The following is a 25,902-nucleotide window of genomic DNA, read 5'->3' on the forward strand; positions in this document are numbered from 1 at the left end:
TGAACACATGAGATTAAACGAAGAAACACTTAAAAAGACTTCTCTTTGGGAAGCGGCGGGATTCGATCTGCCTCAGTTTGATCGGGATCAAGTGAGAAAAAACACGGCGAAAAATCCCGGGTGGATTCACTTTGGAGCAGGGAATATTTTCAGGGCACTGATCGCTCATGCCCAGCAAACCATGCTGAACAAAGGAGCCGACGACAAGGGCATCATTGTCGTGGGCGGAGAAGTCATCGACAAACTTTACCAGCCCCGGGACAACCTAACAGCCCTTGTGACCATAAAAGCAGATGGCAGCATTAACAAAACAGTGATTGGGAGCATTGTGGAGTCCCTGAACATGGATGATCAGCAGGATGAAATCTGGGACCGGCTCAAAACCATTTTCACCAGTGAAAGTCTGCAGATGGTCAGCTTTACCATTACAGAAAAAGGATACAGCTTACAGGATGCCAAAGGGGAATACCTGGCAAGTGTGGCCGAAGATTTTAAAAAGGGTCCCAAGAATCCTGAAAGCTATATGGGAAAAGTGGCATCCCTGATGTATGAGCGCTATCAAAAGGGACAACAACCCGTGGCCCTGGTGAGCATGGACAATTGCTCCCATAACGGCACAAAACTTTATAACGCCATCAGCGCCTTTGCTGCCCAGTGGGTGAAGAGCGGCCTTGTTGATGCAGGCTTTGAAACTTACATCGGGAATCCTTCACTTGTCGCATTTCCATGGACCATGATCGACAAAATAACTCCCAGACCAGACCCCAAAATCAAAGAGATGTTAAAGAAAGACGGCTTTGAAGATTTGGAGGATATCGTGACATCCAGAAACAGTTTTGCTTCCTCATTTGTCAATGCAGAAGAGCCGGAGTATTTGATTATCGAAGATGCTTTTCCCAATGGAAGGCCCAAACTGGAAGAAGCAGGCGTTATTTTCACTCAAAAAGAGACTGTTGATAAAGTTGAAAAAATGAAAGTGTGCACCTGCCTTAATCCGCTGCATACAGCCCTTGCCATTTTTGGCTGCCTGCTGGGGCACACATTAATATCCCAGGAAATGAAAGATCCCGAACTTAAAAGGCTGGTTGAAAGAATCGGATATGAGGAAGGTCTGCCGGTGGTGGTTGATCCGGTGATTGTCAATCCCAAAAACTTCATTGACGAAGTGTTGCAGGTACGTTTTCCCAACCCCTTTATGCCCGACACTCCTCAACGAATTGCCACCGACACCTCGCAAAAATTATCAATCCGGTTTGGAGAAACCATCAAAGCTTATGCTTCAAGAAGCGATCTTGATGTGACAGGTCTTCAAATGATTCCCCTGGTATTGGCGGGATGGTGCCGATACCTGATGGGAGTGGATGATGAGGGCAATGCCATGGAGCTGAGTCCAGACCCCCTGCTGGAAGAAGTCACAGCCCATGTGGCATCGGTTCATATTGGCGATCAAGGCGATTTTCACGAACAGCTGCAGCCCATTCTCTCCAACAAGGCTGTTTTCGGTGTGAATCTTTATGAGGTGGGACTGGGAAGCAAGGTGGAAGAATACTTTGCAGAACTGGTGGCCCATCGGGGCGCTGTACGTGCCACCTTAACAAAATATGTGTCTTAAGGCAGTAACCTGCCGAAAGCTGCTGAATGTACAGGAAAGAGGGACGGCTCACGCCGTCCCTCTTTCCGTATTTTCTGGGGTGTCTGCAAAGGCCATGGAAGCACTGAGTCCCACCACCAACAAACTGATAGCGGCTACTTTTAACCGGGTGCTTTTTCATTCCCATTGTCAGGAGAAAGTTACCAAAACGAATAAAATGAAATAAAAGAATAAATATCCTGGCCTTATTTCATATTAGCTGATAAAATGAAATAAAACAGATGCCATTAAACTACTATTTCTCGATGGAGATGAAAATGATGAAAAATAGAGCGGGAGAATTAAGAAAAAATTTAACAGGTGAGCTTCAGTATACATCTTTTTTACCAAGCCCATTGCCTCCAAAACCTCCTCTTGAAATGGATGAAGAGATAGTATCTTTATTGGCAAAAACCAATCGCATCATTGGTATTTTAGAAGGGCTTTCACGACAAATCCCCAATATTGAAATATTTGTGTCCATGTATGTGAGAAAAGAAGCGCTTTTATCTTCCCAGATAGAAGGGACGCAGGCGACTTTGGATGATATCTTAGACCCTAAAATTGAGGAGAATACAAACCGTCATGTAACAGATGTAGTCAATTATATTCGAGCGTCGCAGCATGCGGCTGCCAGGTTAAAGGAACTACCCATATGTAATCGCCTTATAAAAGAGACCCACGCGATACTACTGGAAGGTGTTCGTGGAGAAGAAAAAAATCCCGGAGAATTTAGGCGTAGTCAAAATTGGATTGGCCCTCAGGGAAGCACGCTAAATAACGCCCTTTATATTCCTCCAAATGTAGAGGATATGGAAACGGCGATGTCAGACCTGGAAAAGTTTATTAATGAAGAAGATGAGCTTGATCCACTGATAAAAATAGCGCTGATCCATTATCAGTTTGAAACCATTCACCCCTTCTTAGATGGTAACGGTAGGATTGGTCGCTTATTAGTCAATCTTTTTTTGATGGAAACAGGAGTGTTAGGATTTGAAACACTTTATATATCATACTTTCTCAAGCGAAATCGAGTGGAGTACTATGATAGGCTAATGGAAGTAAGGAATAAAGGAAATTTTGAACAGTGGGTAAAATTCTTTTTAAAAGGGATGAAAGAGTCAGCGGCAGATGCTATTCAAACAATTGAAAGATTAGTGAAGCTACACGATCAAAACTGGGAAACGATATTGAACACCGGAAGATCTGCCAAAACGATCAAAAAGGTATTTGCTTATTTAGAAGGGAGTCCAATTATTGATATTAAAAAAACCAGTGAGCAATTAGGGCTTTCCTACAATGCAACTGCCAATGCAGTAAACAAACTAGTGGATTTAGGAATTCTAATTCAAACTGAAAATGTTCAACGAAATAGAGTTTTCTCTTACGAAGAATATGTAAACATCTTGAGACAAGACACATAGAAAGCGTGCATCTTAATGACTCAACTTTCCCACTAAAAAACTGGCAAAACCAATGGAAAGAGGGACGGCTCACGCCGTCCCTCTTTCCTCATATTTCTCTCTTTTTGCAGGGTTAAATCACATGCCTATCGGCTGAACTGGTTCCCGGCACCCTGCATATACCCTTTTTCGTTGGTTCTGCCAAATCCGACTGCCAGTGCTTCATGCATCCGTTCACCGGAAGCATCTTCAGAACACAGGCTCATTCTTTCGGTGATCAGGGCTTTGAACTCAACGGCCTGGTCTTCGCTCAGTCGGCCCAGATTCACCAGTTCGTCAATACGGGCCAGCTTGAATTCCATGCGCTCTTCCACTGAACCGGACATGTCGCGCAGCTGTGTGCCGTTGGCATTGCCTCGGCCGGGGGTGTCTGCAAAGGCCATGGAAGCGCTGAGTCCCACCACTAATAAACTGACTGCTGCTACTTTTAAGATCTTTTTCATTTGTTTCATCTCCTTAAAATGGTTTATTTGATGCTACAGGTTCATTGTAGTTGAAAGATGTGATGGTTTTATGATGAGAACATGAAGAAAATGAAAAAGAGATAATCATTTTAGCGGCTTTCGCATAAAGCACATTAACGGGCCATGTTTTCCAGTAATTCAGCATATCCCGTATACCGATGAACCAATACATAATTTAGAAAAAGCACTTCGTTCACCTGCTGACTGATCACGTAATTCACCAGGTTTTCGTTGCTTAAACGGGGATCAATCACATGGATTTCTTGATAATGGGGCAGTAAAAAAGGGATGAAAGGATTGCCAAATGAATCTTTGACAACGAGAAGGCGATGGTTGTTGTTGGCAGTACCCTGGATGACCGATAAGGGTTGGTCGCCGCCCAGAAATACACCAAAAGGAGTCATTGAGTCAAACTGGTCAAGATCAATGATTGTTTTCTCGAAGACATTACCATTGATTCCTTCGGGATAAATCTGATATGCCACATTATTTTGTGGAATGAAAATTTCCATTGTATCAGGAGATTTTGCCAGAGACTCGTGACGGGTGGCACCATAGAGCGAACCAAGAAAAGGAGCAAGTACGACATGATCATAATTCTCCAGGGGAACGGGTTCCCGGTGCGTCTGTTCCATAAAAGCAGCATAAGCCAGGTGGGCTCCCCGGGCTGTCCAGTGATGATCTGTTCTAAAGTAGACTTCATGTGGTGGTGCGTCGCGAAACGCTTCAAAAACATGGACGGAAGAAATCTGAGGAGAAAGAAGGTCCTCCAGCAATTGGACGCTCAATGTCTGATCGTGAGAAAGGGAGCGATATTCTTCGTCCTCAAGAAACTGAACCTGTGTGGGAATCATAAGATTATAGAAAACCACACCAGGCAGTTGTGCCTGAAAGCTGTTCAGGATACAGGCATAGGCTTCAATAGCGGCTGCATTGTGACGGTGCAGTTCCATGGCTCTGTCTTCCAGCACCAATATTTGATCAAATCCATCGGCAGTGGTTAAGGACTCTTCTGATTTTTGCTGGCGTTCGACCAGGGTTCCCTGATCCAGGTTGGTGCCTTCAAAGGCAACCAACTGAACGCTGTTTGCAGAAGGAAGGCCTTTAATAAAGTCAAAGCGGTTTGTGAATGTGAGAAAGAAACTGCGAAATACGAAATGATCTGCAATGTACTGGTCGTATTGGCGTGTATATTGACCGCTGAATAACGTTTCGAGAGAGAATGTGGGGGGCGGCTGGAGCATTCGATTCTCTCCCGGCAAAGACATACTGCTATGATCAGCAATCATACTGCCAAGGGAGAGTCCTGTTAATATCAAAGTGAACAGAAGAATATTCAGGAAGACAGATGATATTTTACTGGTTGTGTGACGTGTGGATGTTCGATGCTCGCTCATGTGAAACCTCCTTAAAACCTAAAATAGAGAAATGGATTATAGGAAGCACCAACCAATAATGCGGTGCTTGCTAAAAGCAAAAAGGCATTGATCACTGGCTGGAATGCTTCAAAGGAAAGATGACGCCAACGTTTTTGCAGCCATGGATAGAAGGGAGTGGACAGGATGATGGCCACGGCAAATAAGATCAGGTGATTGTTAAACTGAATGACTAAATCGGTTGACACCAGGGGTGCTCCTGCAAGGCCGGCCATAATGGCCAGGTAAGAAAAAGCGTGGGAGAGATCTGTGAAATAGAAAAATACCCAGCCGATGAGTACCACCGTAATCAGGTAAATGTGACCGATCATTTTTGAGAACCATTCTGGCAGGCGGGGTAATGGTGGCCTGTGATGATATCTTAGAGGTTGAATGATCTTCTCCAACATCACCAGCAATCCAAAATAGAGGCCCCAAAGCACAAAATTCCAGCTTGCTCCATGCCAAAGGCCGGTGAGAAACCAGACGATGAACAGATTAAGCAGCATGCGCTTTCGGTTGCCGCCCAGGGGGATGTATACATAATCACGAAAAAAGCTTCCCAGAGAAATATGCCACCTGCGCCAAAAATCGGAGGCGGAGCGTGCGATGTAAGGATATCGGAAGTTCTCTAAATAAGTGAATCCGAACAGATGTCCCAGGCCGATGGCCATATCAGAGTACCCGGAAAAATCGTAATAGATTTGCAACCCGAAAAGGGCGATGCCAAACCAGGCGCCCAAGACAGACAGTGCGCTGAAATTTCCCAGCAGAAAATGTTCAGAGGCTTCGCCCACCGCATTGGCGATGATCACTTTCTTTCCCAGGCCAATTGAAAATCGGCTGATGCCCAGACTGAACCGGGACAAAGACATGGTGCGATGCTCGATTTCCCGGGCGATGTCGCGGTAGCGTACTATGGGACCAGCCACTAGTTGGTGGAAAAGGGATACATACATTAAAAAATGGGCATAACGCTGCTGAGCCTTCACTTTTCCCGAATAAACATCAATGACATATGACATGGTTTGGAATGTGTAGAATGAAATACCGATGGGAAGTCCAAAGTGAAGCAGAGGGATATCGGTACCCAGTAAGCGGTTCAACGCTTCAGCGAAAAATGATGCATACTTGAAAAAGCCCAGCAGGGATAAGTTCAATGCGATAGACGAACAAAGAGCTGCTTTACGTTTCCAGTTCGTCCGGTTGTTTTCGATGAGACGGCCATGGAGAAAATCAATGGATGCGCTGAAAATCAATAAGCTGATCCACACAGGTTCTCCCCAGGCGTAAAAAACCAGGGAAAAAACAATCAATACCCAGTTTCGCCAGACGTTGCTGGGGCTGGCATAATAAAAAAACAAATGGAGCGGAAGAAAGTAAAACAAAAAGGTTAAGCTTGAAAACACCATTATGAATCATTCCTTGGCACCCTTTTGAAAGGGTTGATACTGATAGGTTACGATATAAATGTGATCATAATATGATAAATGAAGCGGAATCGGCCAACGGGCTTAAGTGAGTCATCGATTATCCAAATTGTACCCATACAAACGAAACAAAAAAGCGAAGTGTGCCCGTTGTGTATTGATTATTGGTGCCATATTTAGTACCCTTAGCATATCGTCACTACGAATGGCGTGTTTGATTTCACAAAACGAAGCTGGGGGGAACGGATATGAAACACGTAAAACAGATGAAGCACTCAAAGAATGCTGAACACTTGAAGTTTGTAAAGGACGTGAAGGATGCGAAGGATACGAAGGATACGAAGGATACGAAGGGCATGAAACAAATGACAACGGTGTTGCTGATGATCATGGCCATGCTGGTTTTATCTGCCTGCGGCGGAGCGAAAGAAGAAGTGATCACCATGGGTTTTGTTCCCATGAGAGACGGAGATACCCTCATTGAATCAGTGGAGCCCTTAACCGAAATGCTTTCAGAAGCTCTGGGAGTCACGGTGAAGGGATTTACAGCCACCAACTACGTGGGCGTGGTGGAAGGCCTGGGATCAGGGCAGGTGGACTTTGGTTTCATACCGCCCCTGGCCTATGTGCTGGCCCATCAGGAAAGTGATGCAGAGGTCATTCTCACATCCCTGAACCGAAGCGGAGAAGCTTTTTACAGATCTCAGTTTCTTGTGGGGGAAGAAAGCGATATCAACAGCTTTCAGGATGTGCGGGGGAAAATCGTCGGGTTTGTGGACCCTTCGTCCACCTCAGGGTATTTGTTTCCGGGCGCTTTTCTGGTGACCGAAGGCATCGATCTTGAACGGGACATGCAGTACATTTACAGCGGAGGCCATGATAAATCGCTGCAGCTTCTTCTGAACGGCGATGTTGACGTGGCAGTCACCTTTGTGGATGCCAGGGAACGCTACAGCCAGGATTTTCCCGATGCAATGGAGCGAACCAGGCTGCTAGGCTATACAGATCATATCCCCAACATCAGCGTCACGGTGAGCGGATCTATGGAAGAAGAGATGCGGGATCGGATTCAACAGGCGCTTCTAACCATCGCCGAAGATGACGAGGGCAAAGCACTTTTGCAGGAGCTGTTCAATATGTACGGGTTTGTTCCGGCAACAGATGCAGATTACCAGGTCATCAGAACCACGGCGGAAGTGATGAACATCGACTTAAGAGCTCAGGAATAATAAAGGCAGAACGCACAATCAAGATACGCAATCAGAAATTGCAATCAGGATTCACAATCAGGATACACAATTAGAAATTGCAATCAGAATTTGCGATCAGGATTCACAATCAGTAGACGGAACCAGGAGTGAGAGCAATGCTAAAGGTGGAAAACCTGCAGGTGATTTACGACAACAAAACACTGGCCCTTGACGATGTGAGCCTGACGGTGGCGCCGGGGGAATTTGTCGGAATAATTGGCTCCAGCGGAAGTGGCAAGTCCACCCTGCTCAAGTGCATGAACTTGCTGGTACGGCCAACCAGGGGAAAAGTTCATCTGGAGGAGCGGGATCTGATGAGCCTCAACAGCCAGTCTTTGAGAAAAGTCCGACGGGAAATCGGCTTTATCTTTCAGGACTATAACCTGATCGACCGCTCCACCGTCATCGATAACGTTCTCATTGGCAGACTCTCCTACAAAACGCCTTTTCAGTCGCTTTTCAGGATTTTCAGCCAGGAGGACTACGTAAGAGCTGAAAAAGCCCTGTCGTATGTGGCGCTGGAAGAAAAAATGTATGAACGGGCCGACCGCCTCAGCGGCGGCCAGAAACAGCGGGTGGCCATCGCCAAAACCCTGTGCCAGCGACCCAAAGTCATGCTGGCGGATGAGCCGGTGGCCAGCCTTGACCAAGCCACGGCCCACCTGATCATGGAATACTTCCGAAGGGCCAATCTCAAAAAGAACATCACCATTTTGATTAATTTGCATGATGTGGCGCTGGCGAAAGCCTACTGTTCCAGAATTGTGGGGCTGAAAAAGGGGAAGGTGGTTTACGACGGGAAAGCAGGTGACCTGACAGATGATATCCTTAAAAGACTATATGAGTAAGCGGAATCGGCACCGACGCCTTGGGCTGGTTTTCGCCATGATCCTTTTGTTTTTGATGGGGGTTGGGGTGGAATTCAGCCTTGGAAGAATTGTTGCCGGGCTTCCGGATATGGCAGATCTTTTTCGACGTATGGCCCATCCCAACTTCTCTTATATGGGAGAAGTGCTTGAAAAAATCATGGAAACGCTGGAAATTGCCATTCTGTCATCAATGACAGGTGTGATGCTGGCCATTCCGGTTTCATTACTGACTGCAGAAAACATCAGCCCCAATCGGTATGTGAGCAAGATGCTCAATGGGGTGTTTGCCTTTTTCAGAACCATTCCCAGTTTGATCTGGGCGGCGCTCCTGGTTTCTGTCTTCAGCATTGGAAAGTTTTCCGGCACCCTGGCCCTTGCCATCATTGCCTTTTTAATGGCGCTGAAGCTGTTTCGGGAGTATATCGAGTCCATTAACGAAAATCAGCTGAATTCCACCCGATCGGTGGGAGCCAGTTCCCTGGAGGTGCTTCGATACTGCGTGCTTCCCAACATGTTGGGAATGGCAGTTTCTGTGTTTTTTATCGTCTTTGAAACCAATATCAGAAGCGCCACGGTTCTTGGTCTGGTGGGGGCAGGGGGCATTGGGCAAATGATGTGGCGAGATTTGAACCATCTTCGCTACGATAACCTGGCAACCATTATCCTGATGCTGTTTGCCACCATTCTTTTCATCGATCTTCTCAGTTACCAGATGCGAAAGTTTCTCCAGGAATATTCGCCGGCCTACAAAAATCTTCAGCACTACAGATTGCATCAGATATTCAAGTCGGTACTCATCCCGGCCCTGATGACAGTGATGATGGTGGGCATCATCAACAGCCTCAATATCAGCCTGGAAAGGCTGGCTGTGGGCTATGGGCAGGGAAGGCAAATGGTTCTCCGCATGTTGCAGGTGGACTTTTCATATTATCCGAAGCTGCTGGAAGGCATTTTTGAGAGCTTTTTGATTGCCGTATTTGCAACAATCACAGGAGGGCTCCTGGCCATCCTTTTTTCCTATTTTGCCGCCGGCAATCTGTCGCCGGGAAAACTGACTTCTCTGGCCATGAAGGGGCTGATCAACATCATGCGCACTTTTCCGCCCATTATCATGGCCATCATTTTTTTCAGGGGCGTTGGTCCCGGGCCGCTGGCAGGGGCGTTGGCTCTGAGTATCTACACCACAGGAGTTCTGACAAAAATGTACAGTGAAGTGCTGGAAAACATGCAGGGCAATGTGAAAGAGAGCGTTTTGGTAACGGGAGCCACCCGGTTTGAAGCCTACCGCCATGGCGTCTTTCCCCAAACCTTCCCCCACTTTACCAGCCTGCTGCTATACCGGATGGAGTCCAACATCAGAAACGCCACAGTGCTGGGCATCATCGGGGCCGGAGGCATCGGCACGGCCCTGACCATGAACATCAACTGGCGAAACTGGGAGCGGGTGGGGCTGTTACTGCTGGGAGTTTCTGTCATGATCATTCTCATCGACAGGCTTTCCAACCACATACGCCAAAAAGTAAAATAACCGGGACAAGGGAATGGATTCCCTGTCCCGGTTATGATAAAGTTTTTTCAATGGCTGGATTGCCCAATGGGCATCAAGCGCAGCTGGGGCACCAGTTTCCAGGCCAGCAAAGTGGCCGCCAACAGCTTCACAACGGCGCCGGGGAGAAAAGGCATAAAGCCCACGGCGAAAGCCTGAGACAGATTCATGCCGGTGGCCCAGGCCAGCCAGGGAACCCCCACCACATTCACCACCACCAGGCTGCCCACGGCATTCACCAACCCATAGCGCCACAGGCTGGGCCGGTCACCCTTGGTGAAGCTGATGAAAACAGCAGCCAACAGAAATCCGATAAGAAAACCACCGGTGGGACCAAACAAGACCCCCAGGCCGGCGTTTCCGCCGGCGAAAACCGGCAGGCCGATGGCTCCCAGCAGCAGGTAGACAGTGAGGGTAAAAAAAGACTGCCGCGTCGTTAACAGCATGCCGCAGAGCATAATGGCCAGGGTTTGGGCGGTAACAGGCACCGGCGAAAAAGGCAACGGGACAGCGATGTAGCTGGAAACACTGATGAGTGTGGCCATAAGGGCGATGCGGGTGTAGTCATGAATCGTCATTTTGCTGATCAAGGGGGACGCCTCCTTTAATGAATATACTACCCGCATTATAAAGGGTGCAAAATGTTTTGTCAACCATAAAAAATAAAAGGTTAACTAAAAACAAAGAGAGAAATGCCAACGGTCGTTTGGTGTGGTATAATACCGTTTACAGGCGGATTGAATGATGAATGTCCCGGAGTTTGCGAAAGGAAGTGGCCTCATGACAATTCAACGCATGGCTGTCTGTGATGATGATCCCACCATGGTGGCGGCCATTTGCCAGATACTGAAAAGACACCCGGCCACAGCCCGGGCCCGGGTGATCACTGCCAATAGTGGCGAAGAACTGCTGGAAGAGCCGGGTCTTGAAGCGCTGGAGGTGGTGCTGCTTGATATGGAAATGAAAACCCTCAACGGCATTGAAACGGGGCGCCGCTTAAAGGCACTGAACCCGGAACTGCTGCTGATTTTCATCACAGGCCATTGCGACTATGCGCTTCAAGCTTATGAAATTGAAGGATTTCAATACCTGCTGAAGCCTGTGACAAACGAACGGCTGGGGCTGGTTATGGATCAGGTGGTCAGACGATTGGAAGAAAGAGGAGCTTTCAGAGCCGGGCAGCAGCGTATCGTTCTCCAAACCAAAGAGCAGCTGGTACAGGTGCCTTACGAGGAAGTGCTCTTCATTGAAAAGAAGCTGCGCAAACTGACGGTGCATACGCTGACAGAGCCGTACGAATGCTACGGCACCCTGAAAAAGTTCCAGGAAAACCTGGATTCCCACTGGTTTATCCAGTGCCACCAGGGATTTCTGGTGAATCGGTTTCGCATACGGCGCCTGACTTCAGAGGGGCTTCATGTGGAAGGGCATGGAGCGATTGTTCCCGTCAGCCGACGACACCGGCCCGCCGTCAAAGCGGCACTGGAAGAACAGCTTTTTGAGTAGACAGATTGGCCGAATAAGTGAAATCATACTGAACCAGCAGGCGGCAGAAGTAAGTGAGAGCACATAAGGCATCAATCACAAGGCCAAAGAGATCAGACACATGATGGGAAATGAGGTGATAACGGTGGCTGAAATAGTTCGTTGGACCGTCAGCATGGTTGATCTTTCATTAATGTTCTGGCTGGTGAGTCCCTTTCTGAAGCATCGGGGCGGTTCCAAAGTCAAAACAGTGGTCTTGCTGTTGGCGGCCGGCAGTATTAACACCCTCACGAACCGTTATTTCGGCTCTGCCAGCACACCGGGACTGCTGCTGATAATGCTGGTCAGCGGCCTTTTTTTCGCGCAGATTTTCGCCAGCCGGCTGCGGCGTATTTGGGGATGTATGATCGTTGCGCTGATTGCCATCTCCATTGTAGAGCTGCTGGTGATCGTGGTACTGCTGGCGGTGACCAGCGTGCCGCCGGAAACCTTTAATGAATGGGGTTTTTACCGCATGCTGGGCATTGTCGGCTCGAAGAGCTTGTCGCTGGTGCTGGTGCTGGGCCTATATCCCAAACTAAACCTGTTTCACCCGGCTGATATTGAGCGGGAAGGCTTGGCGCCCACGGTGGTGCTGGTAGGTATTTTCAATGTTGCTGTCATTTTTATCAGCTTCTCCATTTACATGCATTCAGAAGCTGTATCAGGAATCGATCGGCTGGCCCTCGTGGCATTTTTGCTGGTGGTGATGTTCTTCAGTGTCACGGTGCTTATCTTTCTCAACAAGCGGACGATACTGCATCAACAGCAACGGGAATGGCAAATCAAAGAAGAAGCCTACCGCCAGCAGGTATTTTTCACCGAAAGTATGCAAGAGGCTTTGGTTTCTGTCAGAACCCAGCGTCATGACTTCAACCATCACCTGAACTGCCTGTATGGTCTGCTGGAAATGAACCGGCCCCAGGAGGCCCGCCAGTACGTGCAAAAACTCATCAAAGAAGTGGAAACCGTCAACGACCTCATCGGCATTGAGCATCCCGAAATGGCGGCGCTGCTGAATGTGAAGCGCATGACCGCCCGGGAAAAACAGATCCCCATGGAACTGGAGGCGTCGATTCCCGCCACCCTGCCCATTCCGCCCCTTGACCTGTGTATCATCATGGGTAATTTGGTGACCAATGCCATCGAAGCCTGTGAACTGCTGCCGGTGGAAGACCGCCACATGGCTGTTCGCGTTCACGTGAAGCAGCAGCATCTGGTGATTCAGGTGATTAATCAAAAACAGGAAACGGTGCTGATTACCGATGCAATGATAAGGGAGGGTTACTCCCACAAAAGAAGTGTCGGAGAAGTCGAAAAAACCGGAAGATCAGGTGGGGTTAAAGCAGCCGGAGAAGCTGAAGAAAAAGGCATCGACAGAATGAACACCGGCGAGCATGGCTTGGGATTACTCAGCGTTCGCCAGATCATCCAGCGCTATGAGGGAATCCTGAAGATTGAAGATGAAGGCCGCCGGTTTAACGTCAATGTGGCCATTCCGTTGGTTATTTCTGACCATTGACCGACCACTTTTGCATCTCCCATTGAAACACGCCCCTTCCCCCTTCATAATAAGGAGACGAAGATGCCATTCCAAGGTGCCAACAAGCATCATCGAAGAATGGCATGATTGGTACGATTGTCATGATTGGCATGATGGCATGATTGTCATGAACGATTTGAAGGGAAAAAGTGGGTCAAGTGGGAGAAGGAGTGGAAAAGGGTGGTTATGGTGAACCGAACGCTGCAGGCTTCCTGGCAGGCACTGAAATACATTTTGATTTTTTGCATCATCCAGGGTCTATATGGCTTCATGGTGAAGGTAACGGGCACGGCTGCCCCCAAGCTGGTGGTCAGTATGGGGCGGCTGCCCCTGGAAGAACTGATGGTTCTCAGTCGTTATGCAGTGGCGCCAACCGTCGCCTTGGGCCTGTGTTACCAACTCTTTCGTGACCGGCAGCAACGCCTGCAGGCTAACAGTTTCTTTGCAAAGCCATCGCTGAGAGATGCAGGGCTGTCTCTGTTGGCAGGGCTGGTGATGGGAGCGGCACTGTTGCTGGCGAGAAGTGCCGAAAGCATGGAAGCGATTGTACCGCAACTTACCGTCAATCCCCAGGGGTTGCTGAAATTGGGCCTGCTGTTACTGGTTGCCCGCCCGCTGGCAGAAGAAATTCTCTTTCGGGGATTTGTGCTGGGAGAACTGAAGCTGCACATCTCTGGCAGAAAAGCCCTGGTGATTCAGGCGGCTATCTATGGGTTGCTCCAGGTGCCCTTGCTGTCTCTTGCCCCCTTTCGGATGTATCCGGCAACGGCACAGCTTTCCCAGGGGCTGGTGGCTACTGGGGAAGGACTGGTTTACGGGCTGGCCGCCCTTTGGTCAGGATCTCTTTGGGTGCCTCTGCTCATGCGTGTGGTCAGCAGAATCATCTGCTTTTTCCTGTAAGTGACTGGTAAGTGACTGACAAGCGACTGGTAAAGTTGCTGTCAAAAAAATTGAATAATGGCTTCAAAAAAACAAGGCCCAGAGACGCATACAAACGTCCTGGGCTTCTTTTGTGTGCTGGAGGTGCGCTTATTCCTTTTGGGGGGTCAGCTCCCCGTGGGAGAGAATGTGGGCGAAGGCCACCTTGATCACCACCAGCCATAAGATGCAGGCGGCCAGTGCCCAGAGGGGCCGGTTTTTAACAAGGAGAAAATGGAGGCCGCTCATGCCCCCCACCACCATGCTGAACAGGATGGTTTCGCCAATGTCCCGGTTGCCGGCTTCTCTGACTTCCAGGGAGAAAGGGAGAAAAGGCTGCAGAATAATTCCCCGAAGCCCCAGCAGGGCAAAGGCGGCCAGCAGAATCACTCCCAGACCGGGGAGAATGGCGGGGCCCATGAGTCCGGTGTAAACTGCTCCCATGATCAGCAGTGCCGGCAACATATAAATCACCCCATAGGCTTTCAGTGCCGCCCGGAAAATCACCAGACGGTTTTTGGCAGGAAAGGTGTCGTAAATAAAGGACGCCGGGGCACATTCACTGAACTGTAGAAAGCTGAAATTGGTGGCAAGAAACAGGAGCATCAGGTACAGTGACAGATACCCCAGGCCGCCCCGCAACTCCCGGAGAGAAACCGCCAGGCTGTCAAACCGCCGCAGGTAAGGCAGCAGCATGAGCAGGGGAAAAAACATGCCCAGGGCATGATTGGGGTACATCATCAGTTTCAGCTTTCGGTCACGTCGCATGTTGGCAGCTGAGAACCGCATAAAGGCCAGTTCCACCGGGTCTTTCGACAGCCAACGAAAGAGGCCTTCCTGCACCCGCCGGGGCAGGGAATCAGCAGGCACCCGCAACCCATCCTCCACCTGGAGTTTGGTCAGGTAGTATTCGTACCGGGGCAGCAGCCGTCGAATAAGCCAGTAACCCAGCACCACAGGCAGCACCATCCCCAAAACCATCAGCAGCCGGTAAGCAGGGTCGGGGTCACCCTCCACCACCACTTTGAAAAGGCCGGCATACCAGGCGGGTGGCAGCAGGTAGGTCCACCATTTCAGGGAAAAGGTGATGTGGAGATCCACCAGGCTGAAAATGCGAATGGCCAGCTGATAGCCCACCACTGTCATAATGGAAAAAAACACCTGAAACACATTGAGAACATCTTTCAGCTTTTCGCCGGTGAACTGGCGAATGAGAAAACCATAGAGCAGCGTGGTGACAAAAATAACCAGCAGTGGCAAAAACAGCCACACCAAAAGAAAAGCGGGAATCATCCGAAACCCGTGACGGTAAACTCCCATGGCCAGGGGGGCCAGGTTCAGGGCGGCAAACATGGCGGTCATATAGTAAATCACATGAATGATGCGGGCGGCATTCATGGTACGGGGGTCAACCGGCCGGGTCATGATCACGGCAGTATCCCGGGTGTCCAGCAGTACTTGTGAAAAGTCTGTCACCATATACATCACCATCATCACCACATTCATACTCATGATGATCATGGCCGGGTAAAAAAGATCGGCGGGCTGCAGCATCACCAACCCCATGAGAAGGCCGATGAAGGCCTGCATCAGCAGGTTGGCCTTCATTCCTTTGAGCATTCCCGGTTTGCCCCCCATGCTTTCATTCACGGTGGTTTTCCGTTCTTCCAGGGTCAGCTTCAGGGTGAGAATGTGGCACAGCTGCTCTGGGTGCACTTTCAGGCGGCAGAGCAGGGGATGAAGCCTGTTCAACAGGCGAATCAACAGAAAAGAGGATGTCATTTCAACATCCCTCCCTCCGGCACCGTTCCTGCTGCCGCTGTGTTCCCCGTCACCACCTGGGCGAAGGAGGCGGCAATGGCTTCGTGGGAATGGAAACCGGTGAGCTGGTTAAACACTTCCTGCAAGGTGCCTTCATGGTTCTTTTCCTGCAACATTTCAAAAGAACCATCGGCCACCACCTGCCCCTGGTGCAGCACCACAATGCGGTGGCTGATTTTTTCCACCACCTCCATGATATGGGAGGAATAAAAGATGGTCTTTCCCTGGCGGGCCAGCTGCTGCATCAGGGCCTTGAAAATCATCACACTGTTGGCATCCAGGCCGCTGATGGGTTCGTCAAAGAATAAAATATCCGGATTGTGGATGAGACTGGCGATGATCATCAGCTTTTGCTTCATTCCTTTGGAATATGAAGAAATCCGGTGGTGCAGGGCGTCACCAATGCCGAAAAGCTCAAAAAGCTGTTCTCCTTTGGCGGTGATGTCATCCGCTTCCATGTCGTAGAGATCACCGATAAAACGCAGGTATTCAAAGCCAGACAGGCTGTCATAGAGCACGGCAGCCTCTGGTACATAGCCGATGCGCCGCTTGTAGGCCACTGGGTTTTCCCGGATGTTTTCGCCAAAAATCAGCACATCTCCCTCATAGTCCTGCACCATGCCCAGCATGATTTTCACCGTGGTGCTTTTTCCCGCCCCATTGGGGCCAATGTAGCCGATAATGCTGCCGGGGGTGACAGAGAGATCAATACCGTTGAGCACATAAGGGCCCTCACTGCCGTAGCGCATGCGCAAGCCTTTCATTTCAATCACTGGTGTCATATGAACGCCTCCCAGGTAGTCCGTTAATCAGGTTGTCAGGTTGTCAGGTTGTCAGGCTAGATCAAAACCGTGAGAACACATCATTAAAGACGGGTGGAGGCGATAAAATGTCTGAAACGGTTATTGGCTGTTTCTTTCGCCGTACAAGTTCACCGGATAGTTCACCAGAGAGCTGAAATCGGGTATAATGGCAACATGCAATATGCAGCATGCATCGTGCCACAAGCAACATGCATGTTGGCCGTTTGATCATGGGCTGGTCTGACAAGAAGAACCCGTGCCCATCACTGGAGGAGCTGACTCAATGAAGAAGCGATCAACAGGAAAACTGAAAAAAAGATTTGTGTTCATGGCGGCTGTTCTGATGCTCGCAGCGTTTGGCTGGTGGCAAAACAACGGTCTTGTCATCACCCATATTGATTATGCCAATCCCAAAATACCGTCAGATTTTCATGATTTCACGATTGTTCAGATTTCCGATCTTCACAATAAATCCTTTGGTAAGGAACAGGCAACACTGCTGCGCCAGGTGGCGGCCCAGTCACCGGATATCATTGTGATCACCGGCGATCTCATCGACAGACGCAGATATAACCTGGAAACCGCCGTGGACTTCATTCACGGGGCAGTGGCCATTGCCCCCACCTACTTTGTCTCCGGCAATCATGAAGCCTGGTCGGGACAATATGATGTCATCAAAGAGCAATTAATAGAAGCGGGGGTGCATGTGCTGGATGATGATACTCAGCTGATCACCAGAGAAGACAGCGCCATTCGAATGGCGGGTTTGTCTGACCCGGCTTTCCTTACCGCCAGTTATCTGGAAGGCACCCGTACTGGCAAGATGGAAGATCAGTTGAAAAAGTGGACAGACAATGATGCAGAGCATTTCACCATTTTGTTATCCCATCGCCCCGAATTGTTCCATCTATATCATGAAAATAACATAGACCTTACCTTTACAGGCCACGCCCATGGCGGTCAGTTCAGACTCCCTTTTTTGGGAGGGCTGGTGGCGCCTGACCAGGGCCTGTTTCCCCCATACACCAGTGGCAGCCACACCCACGGGTCGTCCACCATGGTGGTGAGCCGGGGTCTGGGGAACAGCATTATCCCCCTAAGAGTTTTCAACCGCCCGGAGATTGTGGTGGTGACGTTGCAGCACCAATAGCACATGATCAATCACAACCCACAGTTGACCCGACCGCCCCATATGTGATATGCTGTTTCCAGCAACTGAATACGGAATCCTTTAATTTAGTCCCGAGAGGCTAAGAAGGCACAGAACAACATGACGACAACCCCCGCGGCAGAGAAGTCTCACCGCCGGCGAGGCGAGAGTCTGTCGTTTGTTATCACCGGCATCTGCGCCCTTTCATCCTTTTCGGGATTGAGAGGGCGTTTTTTAATTGGAGGGGGAATGCACATGAATCTTGAAAGTTTGAAAGGCCGACACCTCATTGATCCGGAAGACTTCACCATGGAAGAGCTGCAGGCACTGCTGGACCTGGGACTGAAAATGGAGGCCCGGCCGGAAGATTATGCCGACTGCTGCAAGGGAAAAATCATGGGAACCCTGTTTTACGAACCCAGTACCCGCACCCGTCTCAGCTTTGAGTCGGCCATGCTGCGCCTGGGAGGCCAGGTATTGGGCTTCTCCGATGCCGCCGTCAGCTCTGCCGCCAAGGGGGAGAGCCTGGCAGATACCGTTCGGGTGATGGACGATTACGCCCATACCCTGGTGATGCGCCACCCCCGGGAGGGAGCGCCCAAGCTGGCCTCTCAGTACGCCACTGTTCCGGTGATCAATGCCGGAGACGGCGGGCACCAGCATCCCACCCAAACCCTCACCGACCTGCTGACCCTGCAAAAATACCGGGGAGCCATCGAAAACCTGCAAGTGGCCTTTTGTGGTGATCTTCTTTTTGGCCGCACCGTCCACTCGTTGCTGAAAACCCTGTGCCGTTTTCCGGGAATGACCTTCTACCTGGTGTCTCCCACAGAATTGCGCATTCCGGGGCATCTGCGGGACGAGCTGCAGCACCGCTACCACATCACCCTCCACGAAACACCTCACCTGGATGACTGCATTGAAAAGATCGATCTTCTCTATATGACCCGCATTCAAAAAGAGCGTTTTTTCAACGAAGAAGAGTATGTGAAGCTGAAAGACAGCTTCATTCTCACCCGTGACAAACTGAAAACGGCCAAAGAAGACTTGATGGTGCTCCACCCGCTGCCCCGGGTGAACGAAATTCAGTATGAGGTGGACGAAGATCCCCGTGCCCGTTATTTTGAACAGGCAACCATGGGCGTGTATATCCGGATGGCCCTGCTGTCCGCTGTGATGGGAGTGAAGCTGGCATGATTGAAGTCACCGCCATTCAAAAAGGAATTGTCATTGACCATATTCCCGCAGGGAAAGGTCTGAAGGTTTTTGAAAAACTGCGCCTTGACCGGAGAAAATCACCCTCGGTACTGCTGATGCATGTTTCCAGCCGCAAGCGGGGTACCAAAGACATCATTAAAATTCAGGATGACCTCACCGTCGATCTGCGCATTCTGGGGCTCATCGACCCTGGCATTACGGTGAACTACATTGAAAATGAACAGATCATCGATAAAAAAGAAGCCACCCTGCCTGAAAAGGTGAGCGGCCTTTTTGCCTGCAAAAATCCCCGGTGCATTACCGCAGTGGACGAATGCGCCCAGCCGGAGTTCACCCTGGTACCCAACGGGAAAATACAGTACCGGTGCAGCTACTGCGAAGAACTGACGGAATACCGCCTGTAGGACTATTTTTTCCGCTCCGCCCCTGATATACTGAAAAGAAAAGGGGGCTGGCAGATGCAGTTTCATGACAAACTGGACTTTCTCATGAATCTCACCAACGTGAGTAACAGCGCCCTGGCGCGGCATACCCTGCTGGATGCTTCATATATCAGCCGGCTGCGCCGGGGTGCCCGTAAACCCGCCCAGCAGGAAAACTACCTGCTGACCATGGCGGGTTATTTTGCTGCCCACTGTGCAGCTGTGTATCAACAGGAGGCCCTGGCAAAGGCCATGGAACAGCCCCTGGCCCAGATGGGTGACAAAGCATTGCTGACAGACATGATCCATCAATGGCTGCAAACCGGAAGCCCGGAAGCGGCAGACCCGGTGGCGGGATTTTTGGAAGGGTTTTCCAGCTTTCGCTTTAAAAAACCTCCCGGCTCAGAAGTCATCACAGCCAAAGAGGGGGAGGGGGGATTGTCGGCAAGGGCCCGTGACACCGTCGATCCAAAGACCGGCACACAGCTTTTTTATGACACTGAAGGAAAGCGGGAAGCGGTGCTGGCCTTTCTCGATCTGGTGTTGGCCCGGGAAACGCCCCAAACACTGCTGTTGTTCAGTGACGAAAACCTGGACTGGCTGAAAGATCAGCCCACCTTCACCGCCCGTTGGGCCCAGCGGTTGGCACAGGTGGTGCTGAAGGGCAATCGGATCAAAATCATTCACACCATCAGCCGGGACATCGACGAGATGCTGTCAGCCATCGGCGAGTGGCTGCCCATTTACATGACCGGAGCCATTGAGCCTTACTACTATCCCCGGATTCGGGACGGCATTTTCCGCCGCACCCTCTTTATTGCTCCTGGAACAGCGGCGGTTTGTGCCACTTCGGTGGGGGAGGGTACCAGGGGAGCTGTGAATTTTCTGGTGAGGGAACCCCAGGCAGTGGCAGGCCTTGTGGCGGAGTTTCAGGGCTATGCAGCGCTGTGCCGTCCGCTGATGCGGATTTTCACACCGGGGTCAGGGGATGCTTATGTGGCCACCCTTACCGAGTTCGAAGCCGAAGCCGCCCATGCCATGATCAAAACCGACACCCTCTCCCTGACCACCATGCCCCAGGAGGTGGCAGCTTTGATCTGCACCCGGCTGGCCCTTCCCGAAAGGGAAAAGCTGCTGGCAGATCATGCCATGAGAACCCGTCACTTCAGCCGTCAGCTGGAAACCAACACCTTTCATGAGCTCATCAACCTGCCCCGGGTGGAAGACCTGTCGGCGGGAAAAATCCGCATTGGTGCCATCGACCTCACCGGCGGCCTGGAGGCTTTCTACACCCCTGAAGAGTACCGGCTGCACCTGATGCAGATCATTGAACTGCTGAACACCCATGAACGGTATCATGTCTCTTTGGGATACCAGCGCCGGGCGGGGGGATACACCCTCTACGCCCGGGAGGATGTGGGGGTACTGGTGATGAAGCCCTCTCAGCCACCGGCGGTGTTTGCCATCAACGAAGGCCAGATGACGGCTTCTTTCTGGGACTACCTGATGCATGAAGCCCTTCGGGCCGACGAGCCCCATACCCAGCGCCGGCAAGTGGTGGAAGCTTTGAAAACCATGATTCGCCAGATCGAATCTTCACCAGCCAACCGGTAAAGAGCAGCAGACAAAGGCCGTAAACCACTGGGCCCCGTAATAGGTTGGAAAGACTGCTGGCTGTGGGAAAATCCCGAAAAAAGAACACCACCAGACGTCCTCCGGAGAAAAGCAGCCCAAAAAGGGCGGTGGCAAAACCGGAACCGGCAGGATGCCGGCGCTGGCATCGCCAGGCGGCACCCGAAGCCAGCAGGGCGGCCCCCATCTCGTAAAGCTGAGTGGGGTGGCGCATGACGGCAGGGGCTCCCAGCAGACCGGCGGTGACGGCATTAAACCCCACCAGCCGGGTGACCGGATTGGGATTGGCCAGCGGAAAGTGCATGCCCCAGGGCATCTGGGTGGGAAGACCGAAGCAGCAACCGTTGAAGAAACATCCCAGGCGCATGATGGCAATGGCAATGCCCACATGCACCACCAGAGAATCTGTCAGGGCAGGAAGAGAAAACCCCCAGCGCCGGCTCCAGTGAAACCACAACAAGAGCACGGCCGTCAGACCGCCGTGAAGGCTGAAATTTCGCAGCTTCAACTCCACCAGCCGGGCAGGGGCTGCCATTACCTGGGGCAGATACAGGAGGGCATAAAGAAGCCGTGCCCCTGCAAAAAAGGCGGCAATGCTGAGAAAACAGACGGCCATCAGCTGACTGGTGGTAAAGCCGGTGAAGATTGACAGAGGCACCAGACCATGAAGCCCCACAGCCTGGCGGCGGGATTCCCGCCGCCATTGCCATGCCACCGCCATCAGCAGGTACAGGGCTGCCAGCATGCCGAAAAAACGGTAGGCCGGCACAGGGACAGTCTGATTCATCCATTTCATGTAAAACAGTATGGGACGCATCGCCATCATCTCCCGGTGGGGCTGCCAGATTAATGAGGCTGCCTGATTGCCGTGCCTCAATGCTTGCGGGTAATGTCAAATTTCAGAGGTTTGCCTGGTTACATCTTCTGATGGCGGTGCCTCTTGGCCGATAGCTTTATTCAAAGAAGTTCGATTCCAACGATGCTCGATTCCAAAGAAGCTTGATACCAAAGGGGCTTGATACCAAAGAGGTTGCCTGTCCTACTGTTTGCTGACTTCCCAGGTGCCGGTGAGCATGTTGTCGGTTCCCACATAGTCCCGGTACTCTGCTTCGTTGGTGTATAATCGCAGGTTCCCGGAGATCGTGCCACCGGGAGCAATGGTGCCCTCGTAAGACCAGTGGCCGACACCATCTTCAAGGGTGTGGGTCAGGGTGAGCTTGTCTTTGTCGGTGCGCACCTGGAAGGTGGTGGGGCCGCTGATGTCTTCACAGCCCATACTGGGCAGGGCGCTGGCAAAATCGGCGGTGAGAACCGCAGTGTAACTGTTTTCACCCGATCCCGGGGAGATTTCCACTCGCAGGGGTACCACGGTGCCCTTGACAGTGTCCAGGTTGTCGATGGCCTCTCGCACACTGGCCTGCACATCCGCCTCCCACAGATTAATTTCTTCACACATCTCCTCATTAGGACCTGAGTACTCCGGTACTGATCCAGGATCATCCACTGCCTGCTGAAGGGCTTTTTTCATGGGCACATCGGTGATCACCAGTTCCCCCACATAGGTGCCCGGCTCCAGCTTCAGGGTAATGTAGCCGAATTCCAGCAGTTTTTTCTGGTAGGCTTCCTCCCCTTCCACATACCGGGTGCTGATGAGCTCTGCCAGATGGGGCACCAGCAGTTCATTTTCCTTTAACTCTCCAATGTTGTCCAGCCCCCGGCTCTGGTCATGCAGGTCACCCCGGCGAATCACCAGGTCATATCGGCCCGTCTCCCGCATAATGCGTTCCATCTGCCCATGAAGCCGGTGGAGCATTTGTTCCACGGGGGTGTCATAGGGGTACCAGCTGCTGCCCTCCCTTAATAACCCCCATTCTTCAAACTGACGTATGATCTCCCGCTGGTCTTCTTCCAGCTGGCGCAGTTCTTCCTCCTGTTTGGAACGCTTCTCAAACTGATCTTTCAGCTTGGCTTTCACATCTGCCAAAATTTGCTGTCGCTGTTGGGCGGTGATGTCACCGGTGCTGATGCCCCGGGCTTTGGCATACCGATCCACTGCCTCCAGCTCCAGCTGGCGGCTGACACCCCGCATCTGACTGTAGAGAGATTCGAAATCGCCGGCATCCACGTTATATCCCCAGGGGGAACGGCTTTGGGCGCCATTGATATAAATCTGATAAGCCTTTTCCACCTCGTCGTTTTTCCAGTTGCTGATACGGGTGTCCACCATATCGATCCACACCTTGGCCACCCTGTAAACCGGTGAAGATTCGGCAATGGCTTCGGCAATTTTCATGCCCGCCCCGCTGTAGTCCCCTTCCCACAGGTGTCCGGCGGCAGCGGCAGCAGTGCCGGCCTGACCAAAGAGAGTTTCCAGGGTGCCCGACTCCAGGCTGCTGGCCAGGGTACCCCCCAGTTTATCGGCCACACTCCCCACCAGGCCCTCGTAATCTCCGTCCTTTAGCTGAAGGGCCATTTTGCCGTAATCAAGGGCATCCGACTCAATTTCACCGATGACAGCATCGGCAATTTTCATGATTTCAGACTCGTTGGTGGCATTAAACTGCTGAATCATAATCTCCCGGATCATTTCCCGGGTCACATTTTCCACTTCATTGCCCATTTGCTGGGCACCCCAGGCATCCAGCGCCTTTTCTTTGGCAAACTGCTCCACGCGTTCTTCCCGGGTGAGCTTGGCAGGAGCAAAGAGCCAGTTGTGATACGTGTTAAAGAGCAGGTAGCCATCGGTTTCATTGACCTCCACCAGATCCACATAGGTCCAGCCAAAGGTTTCGTCAAAATGGCCCCCCCTGAAACCGCCGGTTTCCTGAAGGTCCGTCAGCTGCTGGGCATCCACCTTCAGCTTCACGGTCATGGGAAGATCTGAACGCAACTGGTCACCCTCAATGCGAAAGGCGGCGGGAACCCCGGCAGGGTCCATGGCGGCTCGGTTGTAACGAACCCCTTCTTCCGGCTGTGACAGAGTGAGGGTCACTGCCGATTCAAAGGCGCCCTCCGGCACACTGATTTCAATGCCATGGGTGGCAAAGTTCCCCAGGGTAACCGGTGAACCGTCGTAAGTGAGTTCAATGGGTTCAGGGATGGTGCGGTCAAACTGCCAGGTGTCGGGAAGGGCAGTGGCAGACGGTGTGGTGGATGCACTGCCCGATGCTGCCGGCGGTGTGCCGCCGGCGTTTTCGCCGCCCCCGCCACAGGCGGTGAGCAGCAGACACAGAATGAGTGGGATGATTATGTTGCTTCTTCTTTTCATGGGAAATACCGTTAACATGGAAGCTACTCCTTTCGATGATAGCAGTTGGTATTCAGAAGGTGTTTCAAATGGCATTGCAAATGATGTTGCAGATGATGTTGCAGAGAGACAGTTCAGATGAACGGCAGCAGTTTATTCAAGGGTTTCGATTTTTAGAGAAAGAGTTCCAAAAGAACGGAACTCTTTTTTAATTTCCTCCTGTGGAATACCCGGAGGAAAAAGAAGAGAATGGGTTTGCTGACGCGTGAACAAGTCGCAGGCCGCATGATGTTGATGGACAGACAGCACCACCGCTTCCAACTCATCCCGAAGAATCAGAAAGCGCATCTGAAAGGGAGCCTGGCAGGGAAGCAGCAATAGCTGCCCCCGTCGGGAATCAATGATCAGGTAGCAGGGAGTGGTTTCAAAAAAACCGGAGCGGTGTCGGACGGTATAGATCAATGAGAAACACCCCTTTCGTAACGATGGGTCGGAAAATGACACTTTCGGCGCAAATGACACTTTCAGTATAGCAGGAAGCCTTGCAAAAAAACGTTGTTTGCAGCCTTTGTCAATGACAATAGCTGACACGGTTTGTGACAAAAATAAGTCCCCATGGTTTTTATGGTTTTGTGCTTGTCTTTCTGAGAAGTCCATGCTATAATTACATGTTGTGTAGAGAAACAATAACTGAATCACTGAGAATAACTTCTCTGCCCTGCGTAAAGCAGGGCCGTTTAGTCCAGAGGGAGGTGAAATGACGATGAACAAGTACGAATTAATGTACATTCTGAACCCCAATACTGAAGAATCACAACGTGAAGCTCTCTTGGAGAAGTTCAAAGGCATTATTGATGCCGACGGTACCGTTGACTCTGTTGAGCAATGGGGCCTGCGGAAGCTTGCCTATGAAATTCAGAAGGAAAAAGAGGGCTTTTATGTATTGGTCAATTTCCAGGCTGGCCCAGACCTGAACAAGGAGCTGGATCGTAACCTGAAAATTGCCGATGAAGTGGTTCGCCACATGATCGTAAAAATCGAAGAATAGGGTGGTGTGAGGATGAATACCGTCATTTTGATCGGAAGACTGACCAAAGACCCTGAACTGAGATTTACCGGCACAGGCAAGGCGGTGGCCACCTTCACCGTAGCGGTGAACCGTAGTTTCGGAAAAGACAGCGAAGCAGACTTTATTCCCGTTGTTGTATGGGAAAAGCAGGCGGAAAACTGCGCCAACTACCTTGCAAAAGGCCGGGAAGTAGGCATTCAGGGCCGTATGCAGACCCGTTCTTACGAAACACAGAATGGTGAAAAACGCTATGTGACCGAAGTGGTTGCCAATACCGTTGAATTCATCGGTGGTGGCAGCGGAGGCGGCGGAAGATCCGGCGGCGACTATCAACAGCCTTCACGACCCCAGCCACCACAACGAAACACACAGCAACAGCAACAGTCCGATGGGGGATTTAACCCTGATGACATAGACCTGACAGAATTTGAAACCATGGAAGACGACGATGACCTGCCCTTCTAAGGTGGGAAGCCGTATTTTGTGGG

22 protein-coding genes are annotated in these 25,902 nt (G+C 50.9%); 13 read left to right on the forward strand and 9 right to left on the reverse strand.

Going from position 1 to position 25,902, the window contains the following annotated elements; genetic code table 11:
• The first annotated feature begins 7 nt into the window (after window positions 1-7).
• Both QOL74_RS06800 and QOL74_RS06805 read left to right on the forward strand, forming a co-directional pair.
• Window positions 8-1,612 carry a mannitol dehydrogenase family protein gene (locus QOL74_RS06800; RefSeq protein ID WP_283408700.1) on the forward strand — a complete coding sequence of 535 codons (1,605 nt, stop codon included), beginning with the start codon at window positions 8-10 and terminating at the stop codon, window positions 1,610-1,612.
• Between the two features lie 290 nt (window positions 1,613-1,902).
• On the forward strand, window positions 1,903-3,054 hold the full coding sequence (locus tag QOL74_RS06805; protein WP_283408931.1) for a Fic family protein: 1,152 nt from the start codon (window positions 1,903-1,905) through the stop codon (window positions 3,052-3,054).
• 125 nt (window positions 3,055-3,179) lie between these two features.
• Here QOL74_RS06805 and QOL74_RS06810 read toward each other — a convergent pair whose 3' ends face one another.
• The 3 genes from QOL74_RS06810 to QOL74_RS06820 form a co-directional block, all read right to left on the reverse strand.
• Window positions 3,180-3,536: a hypothetical protein gene (locus QOL74_RS06810; RefSeq protein ID WP_283408701.1), complete on the reverse strand. Its 357-nt coding sequence runs from the start codon at window positions 3,534-3,536 to the stop codon at window positions 3,180-3,182.
• A gap of 134 nt (window positions 3,537-3,670) precedes the next feature.
• A complete protein-coding gene (locus QOL74_RS06815) occupies window positions 3,671-4,954 on the reverse strand; it encodes a DHHW family protein (protein ID WP_283408702.1) in 1,284 nt (427 codons plus the stop codon).
• 11 nt (window positions 4,955-4,965) lie between these two features.
• Window positions 4,966-6,384 (reverse strand): MBOAT family O-acyltransferase, encoded by a 1,419-nt coding sequence (locus QOL74_RS06820; protein WP_283408703.1) that lies wholly within the window; start codon window positions 6,382-6,384, stop codon window positions 4,966-4,968.
• A gap of 266 nt (window positions 6,385-6,650) precedes the next feature.
• On the opposite strand from QOL74_RS06820, the gene QOL74_RS06825 reads away from it, so the two are divergent.
• From QOL74_RS06825 to phnE, 3 genes are all read left to right on the forward strand, one after another.
• Window positions 6,651-7,631, forward strand: a complete 981-nt coding sequence (locus QOL74_RS06825; RefSeq protein WP_283408704.1) for a phosphate/phosphite/phosphonate ABC transporter substrate-binding protein — start codon at window positions 6,651-6,653, stop codon at window positions 7,629-7,631.
• 137 nt (window positions 7,632-7,768) lie between these two features.
• Entirely contained in the window at window positions 7,769-8,500 is a 732-nt protein-coding gene (gene phnC, locus QOL74_RS06830; RefSeq protein WP_283408705.1) for a phosphonate ABC transporter ATP-binding protein, read from the forward strand.
• Window positions 8,472-10,049, forward strand: coding sequence for a phosphonate ABC transporter, permease protein PhnE (phnE, locus tag QOL74_RS06835; RefSeq protein ID WP_283408706.1), 1,578 nt, complete (start codon window positions 8,472-8,474; stop codon window positions 10,047-10,049). The genes phnC and phnE overlap by 29 nt, the downstream gene beginning before the upstream one ends.
• Window positions 10,050-10,096: 47 nt before the next feature.
• Here phnE and QOL74_RS06840 read toward each other — a convergent pair whose 3' ends face one another.
• Window positions 10,097-10,657 carry a biotin transporter BioY gene (locus QOL74_RS06840; RefSeq protein WP_283408707.1) on the reverse strand — a complete coding sequence of 187 codons (561 nt, stop codon included), beginning with the start codon at window positions 10,655-10,657 and terminating at the stop codon, window positions 10,097-10,099.
• Window positions 10,658-10,847: 190 nt separating this feature from the next.
• Here QOL74_RS06840 and QOL74_RS06845 point away from each other — a divergent pair, with 190 nt between their 5' ends.
• From QOL74_RS06845 to QOL74_RS06855, 3 genes are all read left to right on the forward strand, one after another.
• Window positions 10,848-11,573, forward strand: a complete 726-nt coding sequence (locus QOL74_RS06845) for a LytR/AlgR family response regulator transcription factor (RefSeq protein WP_283408708.1) — start codon at window positions 10,848-10,850, stop codon at window positions 11,571-11,573.
• Between the two features lie 100 nt (window positions 11,574-11,673).
• On the forward strand, window positions 11,674-13,113 hold the full coding sequence (locus tag QOL74_RS06850; protein WP_283408709.1) for a sensor histidine kinase: 1,440 nt from the start codon (window positions 11,674-11,676) through the stop codon (window positions 13,111-13,113).
• A 207-nt stretch (window positions 13,114-13,320) separates the two neighbouring features.
• On the forward strand, window positions 13,321-14,034 hold the full coding sequence (locus QOL74_RS06855; RefSeq protein WP_283408932.1) for a CPBP family intramembrane glutamic endopeptidase: 714 nt from the start codon (window positions 13,321-13,323) through the stop codon (window positions 14,032-14,034).
• A gap of 129 nt (window positions 14,035-14,163) precedes the next feature.
• Here QOL74_RS06855 and QOL74_RS06860 read toward each other — a convergent pair whose 3' ends face one another.
• The gene (locus tag QOL74_RS06860; RefSeq protein ID WP_283408710.1) at window positions 14,164-15,834 is read right to left on the reverse strand and encodes a hypothetical protein; all 1,671 of its coding nucleotides are present in this window, start codon (window positions 15,832-15,834) and stop codon (window positions 14,164-14,166) included.
• Window positions 15,831-16,655: an ABC transporter ATP-binding protein gene (locus QOL74_RS06865; protein ID WP_283408711.1), complete on the reverse strand. Its 825-nt coding sequence runs from the start codon at window positions 16,653-16,655 to the stop codon at window positions 15,831-15,833. The genes QOL74_RS06860 and QOL74_RS06865 overlap by 4 nt, the downstream gene beginning before the upstream one ends.
• Before the next feature lie 304 nt (window positions 16,656-16,959).
• On the opposite strand from QOL74_RS06865, the gene QOL74_RS06870 reads away from it, so the two are divergent.
• The 3 genes from QOL74_RS06870 to QOL74_RS06880 all read left to right on the forward strand — a co-directional run bounded on the left by QOL74_RS06870 (window position 16,960) and on the right by QOL74_RS06880 (window position 19,448).
• Window positions 16,960-17,826: a metallophosphoesterase gene (locus QOL74_RS06870; RefSeq protein WP_283408712.1), complete on the forward strand. Its 867-nt coding sequence runs from the start codon at window positions 16,960-16,962 to the stop codon at window positions 17,824-17,826.
• A gap of 255 nt (window positions 17,827-18,081) precedes the next feature.
• A complete protein-coding gene (pyrB, locus tag QOL74_RS06875) occupies window positions 18,082-19,023 on the forward strand; it encodes an aspartate carbamoyltransferase (RefSeq protein ID WP_283408713.1) in 942 nt (313 codons plus the stop codon).
• Window positions 19,020-19,448, forward strand: a complete 429-nt coding sequence (locus QOL74_RS06880) for an aspartate carbamoyltransferase regulatory subunit (protein ID WP_283408714.1) — start codon at window positions 19,020-19,022, stop codon at window positions 19,446-19,448. Before pyrB ends, QOL74_RS06880 begins: the two co-directional genes overlap by 4 nt.
• Before the next feature lie 1,483 nt (window positions 19,449-20,931).
• Here the strand turns inward: QOL74_RS06880 and QOL74_RS06885 are convergent.
• The 3 genes from QOL74_RS06885 to QOL74_RS06895 form a co-directional block, all read right to left on the reverse strand.
• Complete coding sequence (locus QOL74_RS06885) at window positions 20,932-21,915, reverse strand: prolipoprotein diacylglyceryl transferase family protein (RefSeq protein WP_283408715.1); 984 nt, start codon at window positions 21,913-21,915, stop codon at window positions 20,932-20,934.
• Between the two features lie 222 nt (window positions 21,916-22,137).
• On the reverse strand, window positions 22,138-24,384 hold the full coding sequence (locus tag QOL74_RS06890; protein WP_283408716.1) for a hypothetical protein: 2,247 nt from the start codon (window positions 24,382-24,384) through the stop codon (window positions 22,138-22,140).
• A gap of 114 nt (window positions 24,385-24,498) precedes the next feature.
• Complete coding sequence (locus tag QOL74_RS06895) at window positions 24,499-24,807, reverse strand: hypothetical protein (RefSeq protein ID WP_283408717.1); 309 nt, start codon at window positions 24,805-24,807, stop codon at window positions 24,499-24,501.
• Window positions 24,808-25,108: 301 nt separating this feature from the next.
• Between QOL74_RS06895 and rpsF the strand changes: the two genes are divergently transcribed.
• Both rpsF and QOL74_RS06905 read left to right on the forward strand, forming a co-directional pair.
• Window positions 25,109-25,393: a 30S ribosomal protein S6 gene (gene rpsF, locus QOL74_RS06900; protein ID WP_283408718.1), complete on the forward strand. Its 285-nt coding sequence runs from the start codon at window positions 25,109-25,111 to the stop codon at window positions 25,391-25,393.
• A gap of 12 nt (window positions 25,394-25,405) precedes the next feature.
• The gene (locus QOL74_RS06905) at window positions 25,406-25,879 is read left to right on the forward strand and encodes a single-stranded DNA-binding protein (RefSeq protein ID WP_283408719.1); all 474 of its coding nucleotides are present in this window, start codon (window positions 25,406-25,408) and stop codon (window positions 25,877-25,879) included.
• The last annotated feature ends 23 nt before the right edge of the window (window positions 25,880-25,902 follow it).

It is taken from the genome of Anoxynatronum buryatiense, from assembly GCF_900182905.1.
Lineage (GTDB): Bacteria > Bacillota > Clostridia > Peptostreptococcales > Tindalliaceae > Anoxynatronum > Anoxynatronum buryatiense.